This is a genomic window from Streptomyces sp. NPDC041784, from assembly GCF_055591025.1.
Genome location: NZ_JBVJAB010000004.1, coordinates 268837 through 284772, shown reverse-complemented (window position 1 = coordinate 284772; position 15936 = coordinate 268837). Strand labels below are relative to the sequence as shown.

Below are 15936 nucleotides of genomic sequence, written 5' to 3'. Positions count from 1 at the left end.
GTCACCCCCGCTGGGGGCTCCGCCCCCCAGCGGCGTGGCGGTCTCCAGCGGCGTGGCGGCCCTCGGCGGATGGGCGGCTTACGCCAGTCCCCTCCGTGCCACCGCCGGAGGACGGTGACCCGCGATGGACGCCACCATGTCGAGCACCTGCCGCGTCTCCGCCACCTCGTGCACCCGGTACACCTGTGCCCCCAGCCACGCCGACACCGCGGTCGTGGCCAGCGTGCCCAGCACCCGCTCCTTCACCGGCCGGTCCAGCGTCTCCCCGACGAAGTCCTTGTTGGACAGGGAGACCAGCACCGGCCATCCCGTCTCCACCATCTCCCCCAGCCGCCGCGTCGCCTCCAGACTGTGCCGGGTGTTCTTCCCGAAGTCGTGCCCGGGATCGATCATCACCGACTCCCTCGGCACCCCCAGCTCCACCGCCCGCTCCGCCAGCCCCACGGTCACCCGCAGAATGTCGGCCACGACATCGTCGTACGTCACCCGGTGCGGCCGTGTCCGAGGCTCCGCACCGCCCGCGTGCGTGCACACCAGCCCCACCCCGTACCGCGCGGCGACCTCCGCCAGCCCCGGGTCGACGCCGCCCCACGCGTCGTTCAGCAGATCCGCGCCCGCCTCGCAGACCGCCTCCCCGACCTCGGCCCGCCAGGTGTCCACGCTGATGATCACGTCCGGGAAGCGCCGCCGCACCTCGGCCACGAAACCGACCGTGCGCCGCGCCTCCTCCTCGGCACTCACCTCGTCGCCCGGCCCGGCCTTGACCCCGCCGACGTCGATGATGGCGGCACCCTCCGACACCGCCCGCTCCACGCGCGCGAGCGCCGGCTCGTCGCCGAAGGTGGCGCCCTGGTCGTAGAAGGAGTCCGGGGTCCGGTTCACGATCGCCATGATCACCGGCTCGTGGGGCCCGAACTCACGCCTGCCCAGCCTGAGCATCGCCTGTGACCTCTCCTAGTACGTCCCGTACATCCACCGCCTGCGACCCTAACTGTCGGACCCGCATGGCACGATCGGACCCACACACAGTTCGAGATCGAGCACTCCGAGCGTGAGGGCCCACCGATGGTTATGTTCTTGTTCCTGGTCATCGCGCTCGCCGTGGTGGTCGCCGCGGTGACACTCGCCGTGGTGGGCGGCGGCGAGGGCGGCGGCCCGCTGCCCGAGGCGGCGCCGGAGCGGCTGCACGACCCGCTGCCCCCGGACCGCCCCCTCGACCGGGCCGACATCGACCGGCTGCGCTTCCCGCTCGCCGCCCGCGGCTACCGCATGGCCGACGTCGACGACGCCCTCACCCGCCTCGCCGCCGAACTCGACGAGCGCGAGGCCCGCATCGCCGACCTGGAGTCCGCCCTGGCCGGCGCCCAGGCCCCGTCCGACTCCCAGGTCTCCTTCGAGAAGCCGGAGCCGGAGGACCACCAGTGAGCGACGGCACCGCCCTCGCCGGTCCGGACGGCGCGCTGCGCTGCCCCTGGGCCCTGTCCACGACGGAGTACGTGACGTACCACGACGAGGAGTGGGGCCGCCCGGTCCACGGCGACGACGCGCTCTTCGAACGCCTCAGCCTGGAGGCCTTCCAGTCCGGCCTGTCCTGGATCACCATCCTGCGCCGCCGCCCCGGGTTCCGTACGGCCTTCGCCGACTTCGACATCGCGTCGGTCGCCGCCTTCACCGACGAGGACCGCGAACGCCTCCTCGCCGACGCCGGCATCATCCGCAACCGCGCCAAGATCGACGCCACCTTCGCCAACGCGCGCGTGCTCGCCGCGTGGGCCCCGGGCGAGCTGGACGAGCTGATCTGGTCCCACGCCCCGGACCCGGACACCCGCCCGGCCCCGAAGACCCTCGCCGACGTCCCGGCGGTGACGGACGAGTCGACGGCCCTGTCGAAGGCCCTGAAGAAGAAGGGCCTGCGGTTCGTGGGGCCGACGACGGCGTACGCGCTGATGCAGGCGTGCGGGCTGGTCAACGACCACCTGGAGAGCTGCGTCAGCAGATAGACGGCGCGACCGCCGCGCTCCTACCGGCCCAGGTACTTGGGCTTCTCCTTCTGGACGAACGCCCGCACGGCGATGCCGTGGTCCTCGGACGCACCCGCGCGCGTCTGCAGTTCGTCCTCCTTCTCCAGCGTCTCCGCCAGAGAGTGCGAGAGCCCGAACGCCACGGCCTCCTTGATCGCCGCGTACGCCACCGTCGGCCCCTCGGCCAACGCCCGCGCCACCTTCTCGGCCTCGGCGCGCAGCTCGGTCGCCGGCACGAGCCGGTTCGCGATCCCCAGCTCGTACGCCTCCTTCGCCGAGATGCTGCGCGGGAAGAGAAGCAGGTCTGCGGCGCGCCCGGGGCCGATCACGCGCGGCAGGGTCCAGGAGACGCCGGAGTCGGCGGTGAGCGCGACCCCCGCGAACGAGGTGTTGAAGGACGCCGTGTCGGCCACGACGCGGTAGTCCGCGGCGAGCGCGAACCCGAAGCCCGCCCCCGCGGCGACCCCGTTCACCGCGGCGACCACCGGCTTCGGCGCCTCCGTCAGCGCCCGCACCACGGGGTTGTAGTGCTCCTTGACCGTGCTCATGACCTGCCCCGAGCCCTCGGTGAGCAGCCCGATGTGCTCCTTGAGGTCCTGGCCGACGCAGAACGCCCGGTCCCCGGCGGCGGTCAGCAGCACGGCCCGTACGGCGTCGTCGCCCGCCGCGGCGCGTGCCGCTTCCCGCAGGGCGACCTTCGTCTCGACGTTCAGCGCGTTCATCGCCTCGGGGCGGTTCAGGGTGATGGTCGCGAGCCCGTCGCTCACCTCGTAGAGCACGGTGTCGGCCATGGCGTATCCCCTCCGTGTCGCGGCTCGGGCGTACTACTGGTCGGTACGTCCGGTGTACGAGGAAAGCATGGCGGAGATCGCCGTCCGAGGACCGGACGTGACGTGTGACCTGCGTCAAAGAATTCGGACCGGTTTCCGGGCGACGGGCGTCCGCGCGGCGGCGCAGTATCGCAGTCACATCGCCGAATTGGGTGGTTTTGCTCGCGCGCGTTGCGCAAGCGATGCCGACCGATGTTGGTCATCGGGTCCTGAGATGCGGGATAATGGCTTGGAAGCAATGTGTTCGATGCCGGTGACGCGTGTCCCACGCTGGAGCGCGCGTGCCCTCCCAGGGGCCGTCGGCTTTGACGTGAGCTGGTTTCAGGAAGGGGAACGAGCATGGCGGCCATGAAGCCGCGGACGGGCGACGGCCCGCTCGAGGTGACCAAGGAGGGGCGGGGCATCGTCATGCGCGTTCCGCTCGAAGGCGGCGGTCGGCTCGTCGTCGAGCTGACCCCTGATGAGGCCGACGCGCTCGGCGACGCCCTCAAGAAGGTCGTCGGCTGACGCGCAAGCGACCATACCCCTTCAGTCGTCCCGGCATCCTCCAGGGTGCCGGGGCGACTGCTTTGCCGCGTGCCCCTCGCCCGGACGGCCCAACGGTCACCGTTTGACGGCGCACAGCAGGCCGTCGCCCACCGGCAGCAGCGACGGCACCATCTCCTGGCTCTCGCGCACCGCCCGCAGCAACTCCCGGATCCTGGTGACCTCGGTGGGCTGCGGACCGGAGTCGACCGTGCGGCCGTTGGCGAAGACGCCCTCGAAGACCACCAGGCCACCGGGGCGCAGCAGGCGCAACGATTCAGCGAGGTAGTCGAGGAACTCGAGCCGGTCGCCGTCGCAGAAGACGAGGTCGTAGCCGGCGTCCGCCAGCCGCGGCAGGACGTCGAGCGCGCGGCCGGGGATGAAGCGCGCCCGGTTGCTGGCGAAGCCGCACGCCCGGAAGGCCTGCCGGGCGAACTGCTGGTGCTCGGGCTCGGGGTCGACGGTGGTCAGGACGCCGTCGGGGCGCATGCCGTGCAGCAGGTGGATCCCGGAGACGCCGGTGCCGGTACCGATCTCCGCGACCGCTTTCGCGTCCACGGTGGCGGCGAGCAACCGCAGGGCTGCGCCCGTGCTGGGCGACACCGAGCGCAGCCCTGCCTCGCGGGCCCGGTCACGGGCCCAGCGCAGCGCGTCGTCCTCGGCGGCGTAGGCGTCGGCGAACGCCCAGCTTGCCTGCCGGTTGCCGGTAATGACCCTCTCCTGTCCCCGTGGTTGCCTCGGCGTGACTGTATCCGCTGCCGCCGGGAACCCGCAGATGGGACCGGGCGTTTGAAGGGGTGGGAACGACGACCGGGGGACACAGTTGGATCACGATGACGGGCGGGAGCCCGAGCAAGTGCTGACGCAGCCGTATGAGCCGTATCAGCACAGATCAATTTCTCGTAAAACCGCTTATCCGGAGCTAACGGGCGAGGTGGCTATGGTAGGGGCTCCACTGGACACCACCAGAGCCGACAGGGGAGGTGCGGCTGCGCCTGTGGATCGGGGAGGGGCGCTGCGGCGCTTCTTCGGATCGGCGGGCAGGCCGAAATCCGTGAACGACACCGCTGCTGACCACAGCCAGGCCGCTGGTTTCACCACCGGCCCAGCCCAGACCGCGACCTTCTCCACCGACGCGGACGGGCAGGCGTGGACTCCGCCCACGTGGGAGGAGATCGTCAGCATGCACAGCGGCCGGGTCTACCGGCTCGCCTACCGCCTCACCGGCAACCAGCACGACGCGGAGGACCTCACGCAGGAGGTCTTCGTCCGCGTCTTCCGCTCCCTGTCGACGTACACGCCGGGCACCTTCGAGGGCTGGCTGCACCGCATCACCACCAACCTCTTCCTCGACATGGTCCGCCGCAAGCAGCGCATCCGCTTCGACTCGCTCGGCGACGACGCGGCCGAGCGGCTGGCCAGCAAGGAACCCACCCCGCAGCAGATCTTCAACGACGCCCACTTCGACGCGGACGTCCAGCAGGCCCTCGACACCCTCGCGCCGGAGTTCCGTGCCGCGGTCGTCCTCTGCGACATCGAAGGACTGTCCTACGAGGAGATCGCCGCGACCCTGGGCGTCAAGCTCGGCACGGTCCGCTCGCGCATCCACCGGGGCCGTTCGCAGCTGCGCAAGGCCCTCGCGCACCGCTCGCCGGAGGCCCGTGAGAAGCGCCGCTCCTTCGTGGCCCGTGTTCCCGCTCTGGGAGGAGGGGGCGCGACCGCGTGAGTGGAACCCGACGCAACCCCGGCGAGGGGCTCCTCGCAGAGCAGCACCTGGGAGACCGGCTCTCCGCCCTGGTGGACGGTGAGCTGGGTCATGACACGCGTGAGCGTGTGCTGGCGCACGTGGCGACCTGCCCGAAGTGCAAGGCCGAGGTCGACGCACAGCGTCGGCTGAAGAACGTGTTCGCGGAAGTGGCCCCGCCCGCCCCCTCCGAGAGCTTCCTGGCCCGTCTCCAGGGGCTCCCCGGAGGAGGTGACCCCGACGGCGGCACGCCGCTGGGCGGGTCAGGCTTCGGCGGCGGAGTCGGCGGAGTCGGCGGAGTCGGCGGAGTCTTCGGAGCGAGACGCGACGAGCCGTTCGAGTTCGGCTATGTACCGGCTCGTGGCCATGGCTCCGTCCTGCCGTCCGCCGACCGCGGCTTCCGTATCCACCCGGTGGGGCGCGCCGACCGGCACGACCCCGACCGCTCCCGCGGGCTGCGGTTCGCCTTCGTCGCCGCCGGCGCGGTGTCGCTGGCCGCGATCGCCCTGGGCGGTATGAACACCGGCGCGCCGGTGGACACGGCCGACGCCCGTGGCGGCTCCGGCAACGGCAGCAATGTCACCCCGGCCCGCTCCCCGGGCTCGGGCTCCGCGACGACTCCCGAGAGCCAGCGGCGCCGTACCACCGGCCCGCTGCTCGCCCAGGGCGGTCAGTTGCTCGGGGACACCCCGGTCGCCCCGACCGAGGTGTCCGCCCCGCTGCTGCCCGGCGTGCCCTCCCCGGCCGTCGGTCACGCGCTGCACCCGCTCACCGCGCCCATGGTCGCGGGCGCGGCCGCGATGTCCCCGCTGATACGTCCGCTCGCCGCCGCCCAGCCGATCTCCCTGACCGCCCGGACGACCGCCCCCGAGGTCACCGGTCCCGGTCTGCTCGCCGCACCCGTCCCCGACGCCACCTCCTCCTCGCAGCACGCCCGCTGATCCGGTGCCTGCGCCGGTCACTGCGCCGGTCCGCCGCGAACCTGGTTGAATCCAGGAAGGGACCGCCAACTGTGGGGAGAGCATGGACGAGGGGAAGCCCACGAAGGCGAAGTGGTGGAGCCGGCCTCGACCGCAGACACCTTCGGGGCCGGCGCAGTCACCCGACGGCGACTTCGAACTGGCCCGCCCGGCCCCGAGCGGGGAGGCCGCCGACAGCGCCGGCGCGGGCGACGGCGACTATGAGCTGAGCCGCCCGGCGCAGACGGCGATACCGGCGCCGGACGGAACGACCCCGTCGGACGGAACGACCCCGCCGGACGGGGCCGCAGTCGCCGATGGCGAGGACGCCGATCACCCCAGGGAGGCCGATCACGCCGAGGACGCCACCCACCCCCAGGACGCGTTCGCGCCGGGGCGGGGTGCCGTCCCGGCGCCCCTGGGGTCCGCCCCCACCGGCGGCGCCGACGTGACCCCCGCCGACGCGCCCCCGGCCGCCCCGGCCCCGGCCGAGCCCCTCCCGCCCGTCGACGGGCGTCCCAAGCCGCTGCACGACCCCGACCCCTACAGCACCCCGCCGTACGGCGAGCCGGGCCCCTGGGCGCCCGCGCCGCCCGTGCAGCACCCGGCGGTGGCCACACCCGCGCCCGGTACGGCCATGAGCGCCCCTGCCCCCGCCCCCATGCACGCGACGCACGCGTCCCCCGCGCCGCTCCCCCCTTACACGGACACCCCGCCCGTCCCCGCGCCTCCGGCCGGACCGGCACCCGGCACCGCCCCCACCCCCGGACCGGCGGCCGAACCCACCCCGACGCCCCCCGCCGACCCCTGGCACCGTTACGACCCCTGGTCCCCCACCCCCCTCGCCGGAGCCGGGTCCGCAGGGGTCCCGGGCGCCCCCGGCACCCCCGTCGGCGGCGCTCTGCACCAGACCGGCGCGGCCGTCCTCACCGAGGCCCAGCGGCGGCGCAAGGTGCGCAAGGGCATCGCGGGAGGAGCCCTGGCGCTCGCGTTGGCCTCCGGGGTGCTGGGAGGGCTCGTGGGGGCCCATCTGGAGCGCAACGGAGGCCTCGACCCGGTGGAGCTGCCGCAGGCCTCCGCCGAGCCCACCGGACGTGCCGCGGACAGCGTCGCCGGGATCGCCGCCCGGGCCCTGCCCAGCGTGGTCACGCTGCATGTCTCCGGAAGCGAGGAGTCCGGCACCGGTACCGGATTCGTGCTCGACACCCGGGGCCACATCCTCACCAACAACCACGTCGTCGAGCCCGCCGGGGACGGCGGCGAGATCACCGTCGTCTTCAACGGGGGCCAGACCGCGCAGGCCGAGGTCGTCGGCCGGGACAGCGGATACGACCTCGCCGTCGTGAAGGTCGGCGGGGTCAGCGGCCTCAAGCCGCTCACCCTCGGCAACTCCGACGGCGTCCAGGTCGGCGACCCGGTCGTCGCCATCGGCGCCCCGTTCGACCTGGAGGGCACGGTCACCTCGGGCATCATCAGCGCGAAAGAGCGGCCCATCACGGCCGGCGGCGAGAGTGGCGACGGCAGTGACGTGTCGTACGTCGACGCGTTGCAGACCGACGCGCCCATCAACCCGGGCAACTCCGGAGGCCCCCTGCTCGACGCGCGCGGCCGGGTGATCGGCATCAACTCCGCCATCCGCTCCGCCGCCGACGGCGGCGACTCCGAGAGCGGCCAGGCCGGGTCCATAGGCCTCGGTTTCGCCATCCCGATCAACCAGGGCAAGCGGGTCGCCGAGGAGTTGATCAACACCGGCCGGGCGACCCACCCGGTCATCGGCATCACCCTCGACCTGGACTACGCCGGCGACGGCGCCCGGGTCGGCACCAAGGGCAGCGACGGCGGCGCCCCGGTCACCCCGGGCGGCCCCGGCGACCTGGCCGGCATCGAGGCGGGGGACGTGATCACCGAGGTCGACGGGCAGCGCATCCACTCCGGCGACGAACTGATCGTCAAGACCCGTGCCCACCGCCCCGGCGACCACCTGGAGCTGACCGTCGAGCGCGACGGCGAGGAACGCACGCTCTCCCTGGTCCTCGGCTCCGCCGACGGCAGCTGAGCGCGGCCTGTGCACAATGATTGACGGAAACCTCACAGGCCGGGCCCCGAAACCCGCTCCGACTAGGCAAACAACGCGGAAAAACGGCCGCGTGCGCCTACTCGGACACGGCGGGACGGTACCGATCGGACAGGTGCGACAGGTACCGTGGACCCGGCCCGGACCACGGAAGACCCGAACCGACCGAGGGCCGAGGACCGCGGACATCGCAAGGAGCTTCAGGTGTTCAATGACATAGGACTGCTCGAGCTGGTGACGCTCGTCGTCCTGGCCGTGGTCGTCTTCGGTCCGGACAAGCTCCCGAAGGTCATCCAGGACGTGATGCGCACGGTCCGGAAGATCCGCGAGTTCTCCGAGAGTGCCAAGCACGACATCCGGCAGGAACTCGGCCCGGAGTTCAAGGACTTCGAGTTCGAGGACCTCAACCCCAAGACGTTCATCCGCAAGCAGCTGGACAACGACGAGCTGGGGCTCAAGGAGATCCGCAACGGCTTCGACCTGAAGAAGGAGATGGCCGAGGTCAGCGACGCCGTCCACGGCCGTGACGCGGAGACCTCCGCCGGTTCCTCCGGCTCGTCGAGCGGCGGCCGGATCGACATGACGAAGAAGCCCGAGGACCAGGGCAAGGACGACCGCCCGCCCTTCGACGCGGACGCCACCTGAGCCTCCTGCGTGATTCCGACCGCCCCCTGAACGACTCCGACCGCCTCCCCGGCGCGACCTGCGCACCGGGCGGCTGCCACCTCGTCCCTGACGGGGTGGCTATGCTGCCTGGTTGTTGTGCGGAGCGGACGAGTACGCCCGAAGGGGGGCGGGCCGGACCACTCCGCCGAGAGCGAGGAGGCGTCCGGGCACATGGAGACGACGAGTCGGGCAGTCGAACAGGCGCCGGCCGCGGAGGGTGGACAGCAGGTCCCCTCCGCCCGGCGCACGGTCGACGGCTACCTTGAGGCGCCCTTCCCCTGGTACGGCCTCGACGAGGCATTCACGGGCGCGCGCTGGCTGATGCAGGTCGGGGCGGCCGCCGACGGGGCCGTCGAGCACGGTTCCGTGGGACACGGCGACGAGCCCTCCGTACGGCACGAGACGGCGGGTGAGGACCGGGGGCGGTTCGCGGTCGTGGTGACCGTCGCGGCGAACCCCGTGCGGCGCAGTGCGGACGGCACGGGTCTGATGGAGGCCACCTCGGTGTCCTCGGCGGCCTGGCTGGCGGGGGTCGGCCTGCTGTCCTTCACCTGGCCGGGCCAGATGGACCACAGCCTGCGCGACGACTGGCTGGACCAGCAGACCGAGACCGCGTGGGTACTGGCCGACGACCTGTCCGGCCCGGACTGGTCGACGCTGTCCCTGCCGGTCGACGGCGTGCCGACGTCCTTCCACTACCGGGAGTCCGAGTTCGGCTGGGTGCTGGCCGGCTCCACCCAGGAGGGCGTGCACCTGGGGGCGTACGGCAGGGGCATGAGCGCGTACGGGCTCGGCTTCTCCGTGATCAAGGACATCGCCGAGTACGCCTAGACACGACGCACGACGAAGGGTGCCCCCCAGCCGGTGGGCACCCTCACGGTCGTAGCGCTAGAACTTGTTCTTCGGGGTGATCCCCAGGGACAGTCCCGACAGTCCGCGCTGGCGGCCGCCGAGCTTGCCGGCGATCGCCCGCAGTGCGGAGCCCGCGGGGGAGTCGGGGTCGGTGAGGACGACCGGCTTGCCCTCGTCGCCGCCCTCGCGCAGGCGGACGTCGATCGGGATGCTGCCGAGGACCGGGACGGTCGCGCCCGTGGTGCGGGTCAGGCCGTCGGCGACCGACTGACCGCCGCCCGTGCCGAACACGTCCACCATCTCGTCGCAGTGCGGGCAGGGCAGGCCGGACATGTTCTCGACCACGCCGACGATCTTCTGGTGGGTCTGGACCGCGATGGACCCGGCGCGCTCGGCCACTTCCGCGGCCGCCTGCTGCGGGGTCGTCACGACCAGGATCTCCGCGTTCGGGACCAGCTGGGCGACGGAGATCGCGATGTCGCCGGTGCCGGGCGGGAGGTCCAGGAGCAGGACGTCCAGGTCGCCCCAGTACACGTCCGCGAGGAACTGCTGGAGCGCGCGGTGGAGCATCGGGCCGCGCCAGACGACCGGGGCGTTGCCGGGCGTGAACATGCCGATGGAGATGACCTTCACGCCGTTCGCCGACGGCGGCATGATCATGTTCTCGACCTGGGTGGGACGGCCGTCCGCGCCCAGCATGCGCGGCACGCTGTGGCCGTAGATGTCGGCGTCGACCACGCCCACCTTGAGGCCGTCGGCCGCCATCGCCGCCGCCAGGTTGACCGTCACCGACGACTTGCCGACGCCGCCCTTGCCGGACGCGACCGCGTAGACCCGGGTGAGGCTGCCGGGCTTGGCGAAGGGGACCTCGCGCTCGGTCTGGCCGCCGCGCAGGGCGCTCGCCAGCTCCTTGCGCTGTGCGTCGCTCATCACGTCCAGCGTCACGTCGACGCGGGTGACGCCCTCGACCGCGGAGACCGCGTCGGTGACGCGCTGCGTGATCGTCTCGCGCATCGGGCAGCCGGAGACCGTCAGGTACACGGTGACCGCGACCGCTCCGTCCGCACCGATCTCCACCGACTTGACCATCCCCAGTTCGGTGATCGGTCGGTTGATCTCGGGGTCGTTCACCGTCGCCAGTGCCTCGCGCACCGCGTCTTCGCTAGCCATAAGGACGATGGTACGGCGCCCACCGGGGCACCCGGCCAGCCCCTCAGCGGTCGTCTGCGTCACGTCCCGGCGACCGATCTGCCGGGAATACGACAGGACCGCCCTGACCACCGTGACTGCCGTGGCCTCCGTGACCACCGTGGCCGCCGTGCCCTCCGTGACCGTCCCGTCGTTCCTCCAGTTCCTTGACGATGTCCTGGAGCTCGGAGCGGATCCAGTCGCGGGTGGCGACCTCGCCCAGTCCCATCCGCAGGGCGGCGATCTCCCGGGTGAGGTACTCGGTGTCCGCGATCGACCGCTCGTTCTCTTTGCGGTCCTGTTCGAGGTTGACGCGGTCACGGTCGTCCTGCCGGTTCTGCGCGAGGAGGATCAGGGGGGCCGCGTAGGACGCCTGGAGGGACAGCATCAGGGTCAGGAAGATGAACGGGTAGTTGTCGAAGCGCAGGTCGGAGGGGGCGAAGATGTTCCACACCACCCACAGGATGATGACGATCGTCATCCAGACGATGAACCGTCCGGTGCCCAGGAACCGCGCGATGCGCTCCGACAGCCGCCCGAACGCCTCCGGGTCCCATTCCGGCAGCAGCCGCCGGCGCGGCGGGCGCGGCTGGTCGAGCCGGGCGCGCGGGCGGGTGGTGGCGGTCGCGCCGGAGAGCGTCCGCTCGCGGGTCGTCTCGCGCTCAGGAGCCATGCGGTGCCACCCCCTCGGCGTCGTCGGTCTCCTCGTCCAGGTGGAACTCCGTCTCGCGCCAGTCCTCCGGCAGCATGTGGTCGAGGACGTCGTCCACGGTCACCGCGCCGAGCAGCGACCCCGCCTCGTCGACGACGGGCGCCGCGACCATGTCGTACGTGGCGAAGAACCCGGCGACGACGGGCAGCGCGGCCTCCGGGTCGAGCGCCTGGAGGTCGTCGTCGAGGACCGCGCTGACCAGCGTGTACGGCGGTTCCCGCAGCAGGCGCTGGAAGTGCACCGTGCCGAGGTACTTGCCGGTGGGCGTCTCGTCGGGCGGGCGGCAGACGTAGACCTGGGCGGCGAGCGCGGGGGAGAGGTCGGGGTTGCGGACGCGCGCGAGGGCGTCGGCGACGGTGGCGTCGGGGCGCAGGACGATCGGCTCGGTCGTCATCAGACCGCCGGCCGTGTGCTCCTCGTAGGACATCAGACGCCGCATGTCGGCCGCGTCGTCGGGCTCCATCAGGCTCAGCAGCCGCTCCTGGTCCGCCGTCGGCAGTTCGGCGAGCAGGTCGGCCGCGTCGTCGGGGTCCATGGCCTCCAGGACGTCCGCGGCGCGCTCCTCCTTCAGCTTGCCGAGGATCTCGATCTGGTCGTCCTCCGGCAGCTCCTCCAGGACGTCGGCCAGCCGGTCGTCGTCGAGGGCGGCGGCGACCTCGGCGCGCCGTTTCGGGGAGAGGTGGTGCAGCACGTTGGCGAGGTCGGCGGGGCGCAGCTGCTCGAAGGTGGCGAGCAGGCTCTCGGCGCCCTGTCCGTGCTCCTCCAGGGAGAACCCGGTGACCGCCGACCACTCGACGGTCAGCGTCTCGCCCTTGGCCCGGCGGAAGGCGCTCGCCTTCCTTCCCTTCCGTACGAAGACCCGGTCGATCTCCCAGTCCCGGCGGGCCGGCAGCTGCTGCACCGACAGGTCCAGCACGGTGACCTCCTCGCCGGTCTCGCCGAGCGTGACCCGCCGGTCGAGCAGCTCACCGAAGACGAGCCGCTCGGTGGGACGCTGCTCGAAGCGCCGGACGTTGAGCACCCCGGTGGTGATGACCTGGCCGGACTCGATGCTCGTCACACGGGTCATGGGCAGGAAGATGCGGCGCCGGGTGGAGAGTTCGACGACCAGCCCGAGCAGCCGCGGTGGCCGGCGGCCGACGCGCAGCATGACGATCAGGTCCCGCACCCGGCCCACCTGGTCGCCGTTCGGATCGAAGACCGGGACGCCGGAGAGGTGCGAGACGAAGATCCGGGGGACACCGGCTGCCATGGCTGTGGTTCCCTGCTTCCTTTGCTTCCCTTTGCTTCTCTGCTTCTTTCCGCGTACTGCGGTGCCGCTGGGTTCCTTATCCGGATTGCCCGCTCCTGCGGGCTTCAGGCTAGCCCGTCCCGATCGGATACGCCCTGGTGAGCGCTCCGGACGGACCCGTTCCGAACGCCCCCCGCGACACCGGTACGCTGCGGTACGCCGCTCAGCACACCCCCGCAGAAAGGCACCTGTCTCCGTGACTGCGATTCCCCTGGGCCGTACCCGCCGGGCCGCGCTGGTGAGCGCCGTGTGCGCACTGGTCGTGGGCCTGGGAGCGACGGGATGCAGCGAGGATCCGGACGCGGGGACGAACGGCGTGGGCAAGTTGTCCGCGCAGCAGATCCAGGCGAAGACGAAGACGGCCGCGGGTTCCGTGGACGCGGTCCGGCTGGCGGGGACCGTCGTCACCAGTGGCAAGACGTACACGCTCGACATGCGGCTGAAGGCGGACGGCGGCAGCGGGTCGGTGACCGCGGAGGGCAGCACCTTCCATCTGCTGCGGGTCGGCGAGCAGCTGTTCCTGAAGGCCGACGCGGCGTTCTGGAAGCACGAGGACGGCAAGTCCGGCGACGCGGACACCGCCGCCGCCGAAAAGCTCGACGACAAGTATGTGAAGGTGCCGACGGCGGACCCCTCGTACAAGAAGTTCAGCGGCTTCACGGACAAGGACCTCCTCCTCGACGGTCTGCTGACCCTGCACGGGTCGGTGAAGACGGACGGCCACCACGAGCAGTCCGGTGTGCGCACGATCCGCATCACCGGCGACGGCGGCTCGGGCGGCACGCTGGACGTCTCCCTGGAGGGCGAGCCGTACCCGCTGCGCCTGGTGCGCGGGGGCGGCGCGGGCACCCTGAGCTTCTCCTCGTGGGGCCAGGACTTCGCCCTGAAGGAGCCGGCGGAGGACGAGACGGTGGACTACGGCAAACAGCTGCCGACGTCCTGACCTGACCTGACCTGACCTGACCTGACCTGACCTGACCTGACCTGACCTGACCTGACCTGACCTGACCTGACCTGACCTGACCTGACCTGGCCTGACCTGGCCTGGCCTGGCCTACTTGCGTCGCTTCCGCAGGAGCAGCTTCGGCAGCCCCGCGGGGATCGCCCGACGGGTCGTGGCCGGTGACGGCGGCGGGGCCGCCGCCAGATCGCCGTCGGGCAGCGGCAGCACGCCTCCGGCCGGCTCCAGCCGCACCACCCGGCACTCGCGCGCCCACCGCTCGGGCATGGCCTCGCCGTCGTGCGCGTTCAGCCGTTTGCCCTTCAGTTCGGCGACGGCCGCGTCCCACTCCGCGGAGCCGGGTGTGAGCTGGACGACCTTCGCGGTCCAGGCGACCAGCCGGCCGCCCTTGTCCTTGCTGCGCACGGTGACCTCGGCCGTGCCGCCGTCGGCCAGCCCGGGCAGCGGCTGCTCGCCGGGGCCGTCGCCGAGGACACAGGCCGCGCCCTCGTGCCACACGTGCCACAGCGCACGCGCCGTCGGCGCTCCGGCGCCCCGGACCCAGATGAGGCCGGACTTCTTGGTGGCCTCCTCGACGAGGGCCTGGTCGAGCAGCTCGCTTGTCATGCCGCCCAGCCTATCCAGGCGCTCTCAGAGCCAGCCGTTGCGCTTGAGCGTCCGGTGGATGCCGACACACAGGCCCACCATCACCGACATGATCACGGGGTAGCCGTACTTCCAGTGCAGCTCCGGCATGTAGTCGAAGTTCATGCCGTAGACCCCGCACACCATCGTCGGTACGGCGATGATGGCCGCCCAGGACGTGATCTTGCGCATGTCCTCGTTCTGCGCGACGGAGGCCTGCGCGAGGTTGGCCTGGAGGATCGAGTTGAGCAGTTCGTCGAAGCCGATGACCTGCTCCTGGACGCGGGCCAGGTGGTCGGCCACGTCCCGGAAGTACTTCTGGATGTCGGGGTCGACGAGCCGCATCGGCCGCTCGCTGAGCAGCTGCATGGGGCGCAGCAGCGGGGAGACGGCCCGCTTGAACTCCAGCACCTCGCGCTTGAGCTGGTAGATCCGGCCGGCGTCGGTGCCGCGCGGGGTGCCCTTGCGGCCGGGCGAGAAGACCTCGGTCTCGACCTCGTCGATGTCGTCCTGCACGGCGTCGGCGACCGCGATGTAGCCGTCGACGACGTGGTCGGCGATGGCGTGCAGCACCGCCGAGGGGCCCTTGGCGAGCAGCTCCGGGTCGTCCTGGAGGCGGTGGCGCAGGGCGCGCAGCGAGCCCTGGCCGCCGTGCCGGACGGTGATGAAGAAGTCCTTGCCGGTGAAGCACATGACCTCACCGGTCTCCACGACCTCGCTGTTGGCGGTGAGCCGGTCGTGCTCGATGTAGTGGATCGTCTTGAAGACGGTGAAGAGGGAGTCGTCGTAGCGCTCCAGCTTGGGGCGCTGGTGGGCCTGGACCGCGTCCTCCACGGCCAGCGGGTGCAGCCCGAACTCGCTCGCGATACCGGCGAATTCGGCCTCGGTCGGCTCGTGCAGCCCGATCCACACGAAGCCGCCGTCGCGCCGCACCTGGCGCATGGCCTCCTGCGGGGTCAGCGGGTGCGTGAACTCCATGCGCGAGCCGCCCCGGTAGACGGCGCAGTCGACGACGGCGGACGGGGTCGCGGGGTCGCGGGTGGTGTCGTAGGCGCCGCTGTCCGTGCGGACACCGCCCTTGCGCAGGGAAGGGCGGGCGGGACGGACGACGGCTCGCAGGTCGCGGATCATCGACATGGCAGGCTCCTTCGCGTCGGGCAACGAAAGGCCGCTGCGACGGGTGGAACTACCCGGAATGAGGACGTCCTGACTGCGGATGTTTGGCGCGTCCACAAAGCGGGGAGCACCGCTCCGTCGCGGTGGCGAACTTCGCTACTGATTCAGATCAGACGGATCAGACAAAAACGAAACGAAGTGCTCTTCCGCATTCCGAGTGAAGACGAGCGCGAGAGGTGGCGACCAGCCCGGGGCCAAGAAGCCGGAGCAGCTGTATCAGCGGCCGGAAGAGCGAGTGGTACTGCACGGGTGACTTCGATCCATGACAGCCCCACCTCCTCCAGCCGGTCCCTCGTAAGGGAGTCCCATCGGC

The 15936-nt window shown here is 71.7% G+C and carries 17 protein-coding genes; 9 read left to right on the top strand and 8 right to left on the bottom strand.

Features of this window, described 5'->3' with window-relative positions; all coding sequences use genetic code 11:
• Nucleotides 1-78: 78 nt before the first annotated feature.
• Nucleotides 79-939 (bottom strand): dihydropteroate synthase, encoded by an 861-nt coding sequence (gene folP, locus ACZ6D7_RS10720; protein ID WP_469486869.1) that lies wholly within the window; start codon nt 937-939, stop codon nt 79-81.
• Nucleotides 940-1065: 126 nt separating this feature from the next.
• On the opposite strand from folP, the gene ACZ6D7_RS10715 reads away from it, so the two are divergent.
• Nucleotides 1066-1425, top strand: a complete 360-nt coding sequence (locus ACZ6D7_RS10715) for a DivIVA domain-containing protein (protein WP_469486867.1) — start codon at nt 1066-1068, stop codon at nt 1423-1425.
• Nucleotides 1422-2000 (top strand): DNA-3-methyladenine glycosylase I, encoded by a 579-nt coding sequence (locus tag ACZ6D7_RS10710; RefSeq protein ID WP_469486865.1) that lies wholly within the window; start codon nt 1422-1424, stop codon nt 1998-2000. The genes ACZ6D7_RS10715 and ACZ6D7_RS10710 overlap by 4 nt, the downstream gene beginning before the upstream one ends.
• Before the next feature lie 20 nt (nt 2001-2020).
• On the opposite strand, the gene chcB is transcribed toward ACZ6D7_RS10710, so the two are convergent.
• A complete protein-coding gene (gene chcB, locus ACZ6D7_RS10705) occupies nt 2021-2812 on the bottom strand; it encodes a 2-cyclohexenylcarbonyl CoA isomerase (RefSeq protein ID WP_469486860.1) in 792 nt (263 codons plus the stop codon).
• A 378-nt stretch (nt 2813-3190) separates the two neighbouring features.
• Here chcB and ACZ6D7_RS10700 point away from each other — a divergent pair, with 378 nt between their 5' ends.
• On the top strand, nt 3191-3358 hold the full coding sequence (locus ACZ6D7_RS10700) for a DUF3117 domain-containing protein (protein ID WP_003966491.1): 168 nt from the start codon (nt 3191-3193) through the stop codon (nt 3356-3358).
• A gap of 96 nt (nt 3359-3454) precedes the next feature.
• Here the strand turns inward: ACZ6D7_RS10700 and ACZ6D7_RS10695 are convergent, their stop codons facing one another.
• Nucleotides 3455-4153 (bottom strand): O-methyltransferase, encoded by a 699-nt coding sequence (locus ACZ6D7_RS10695; protein ID WP_469487934.1) that lies wholly within the window; start codon nt 4151-4153, stop codon nt 3455-3457.
• Between the two features lie 163 nt (nt 4154-4316).
• Here ACZ6D7_RS10695 and sigE point away from each other — a divergent pair, with 163 nt between their 5' ends.
• The 5 genes from sigE (at nt 4317) to ACZ6D7_RS10670 (ending at nt 9650) form a co-directional block, all read left to right on the top strand.
• Nucleotides 4317-5102 (top strand): RNA polymerase sigma factor SigE, encoded by a 786-nt coding sequence (gene sigE / locus ACZ6D7_RS10690; RefSeq protein WP_469486855.1) that lies wholly within the window; start codon nt 4317-4319, stop codon nt 5100-5102.
• On the top strand, nt 5099-6061 hold the full coding sequence (locus tag ACZ6D7_RS10685; protein ID WP_469486849.1) for an anti-sigma factor family protein: 963 nt from the start codon (nt 5099-5101) through the stop codon (nt 6059-6061). Before sigE ends, ACZ6D7_RS10685 begins: the two co-directional genes overlap by 4 nt.
• A gap of 82 nt (nt 6062-6143) precedes the next feature.
• Entirely contained in the window at nt 6144-8135 is a 1992-nt protein-coding gene (locus ACZ6D7_RS10680) for a S1C family serine protease (protein WP_469486843.1), read from the top strand.
• Between the two features lie 222 nt (nt 8136-8357).
• Nucleotides 8358-8798 (top strand): sec-independent translocase, encoded by a 441-nt coding sequence (locus ACZ6D7_RS10675; protein WP_469486840.1) that lies wholly within the window; start codon nt 8358-8360, stop codon nt 8796-8798.
• A 192-nt stretch (nt 8799-8990) separates the two neighbouring features.
• Entirely contained in the window at nt 8991-9650 is a 660-nt protein-coding gene (locus ACZ6D7_RS10670) for a hypothetical protein (RefSeq protein WP_469486836.1), read from the top strand.
• 57 nt (nt 9651-9707) lie between these two features.
• Here the strand turns inward: ACZ6D7_RS10670 and ACZ6D7_RS10665 are convergent, their stop codons facing one another.
• From ACZ6D7_RS10665 to ACZ6D7_RS10655, 3 genes are read right to left on the bottom strand one after another with little or no spacing between them, the layout of a single operon-like run.
• The gene (locus ACZ6D7_RS10665) at nt 9708-10841 is read right to left on the bottom strand and encodes an Mrp/NBP35 family ATP-binding protein (protein WP_469486829.1); all 1134 of its coding nucleotides are present in this window, start codon (nt 10839-10841) and stop codon (nt 9708-9710) included.
• Nucleotides 10842-10884: 43 nt separating this feature from the next.
• The gene (locus ACZ6D7_RS10660; protein ID WP_469486824.1) at nt 10885-11532 is read right to left on the bottom strand and encodes a DUF1003 domain-containing protein; all 648 of its coding nucleotides are present in this window, start codon (nt 11530-11532) and stop codon (nt 10885-10887) included.
• Nucleotides 11522-12823 (bottom strand): magnesium transporter MgtE N-terminal domain-containing protein, encoded by a 1302-nt coding sequence (locus ACZ6D7_RS10655; protein ID WP_469486819.1) that lies wholly within the window; start codon nt 12821-12823, stop codon nt 11522-11524. Before ACZ6D7_RS10655 ends, ACZ6D7_RS10660 begins: the two co-directional genes overlap by 11 nt.
• A 235-nt stretch (nt 12824-13058) precedes the next feature.
• Between ACZ6D7_RS10655 and ACZ6D7_RS10650 the strand changes: the two genes are divergently transcribed.
• Nucleotides 13059-13805 (top strand): hypothetical protein, encoded by a 747-nt coding sequence (locus tag ACZ6D7_RS10650; RefSeq protein WP_469486816.1) that lies wholly within the window; start codon nt 13059-13061, stop codon nt 13803-13805.
• 111 nt (nt 13806-13916) lie between these two features.
• On the opposite strand, the gene ACZ6D7_RS10645 is transcribed toward ACZ6D7_RS10650, so the two are convergent.
• Both ACZ6D7_RS10645 and ACZ6D7_RS10640 read right to left on the bottom strand, forming a co-directional pair.
• Nucleotides 13917-14429, bottom strand: coding sequence for a hypothetical protein (locus tag ACZ6D7_RS10645; RefSeq protein ID WP_469486812.1), 513 nt, complete (start codon nt 14427-14429; stop codon nt 13917-13919).
• Between the two features lie 24 nt (nt 14430-14453).
• Entirely contained in the window at nt 14454-15584 is a 1131-nt protein-coding gene (locus ACZ6D7_RS10640) for a magnesium and cobalt transport protein CorA (RefSeq protein WP_469486809.1), read from the bottom strand.
• Between the last annotated feature and the right edge of the window lie 352 nt (nt 15585-15936).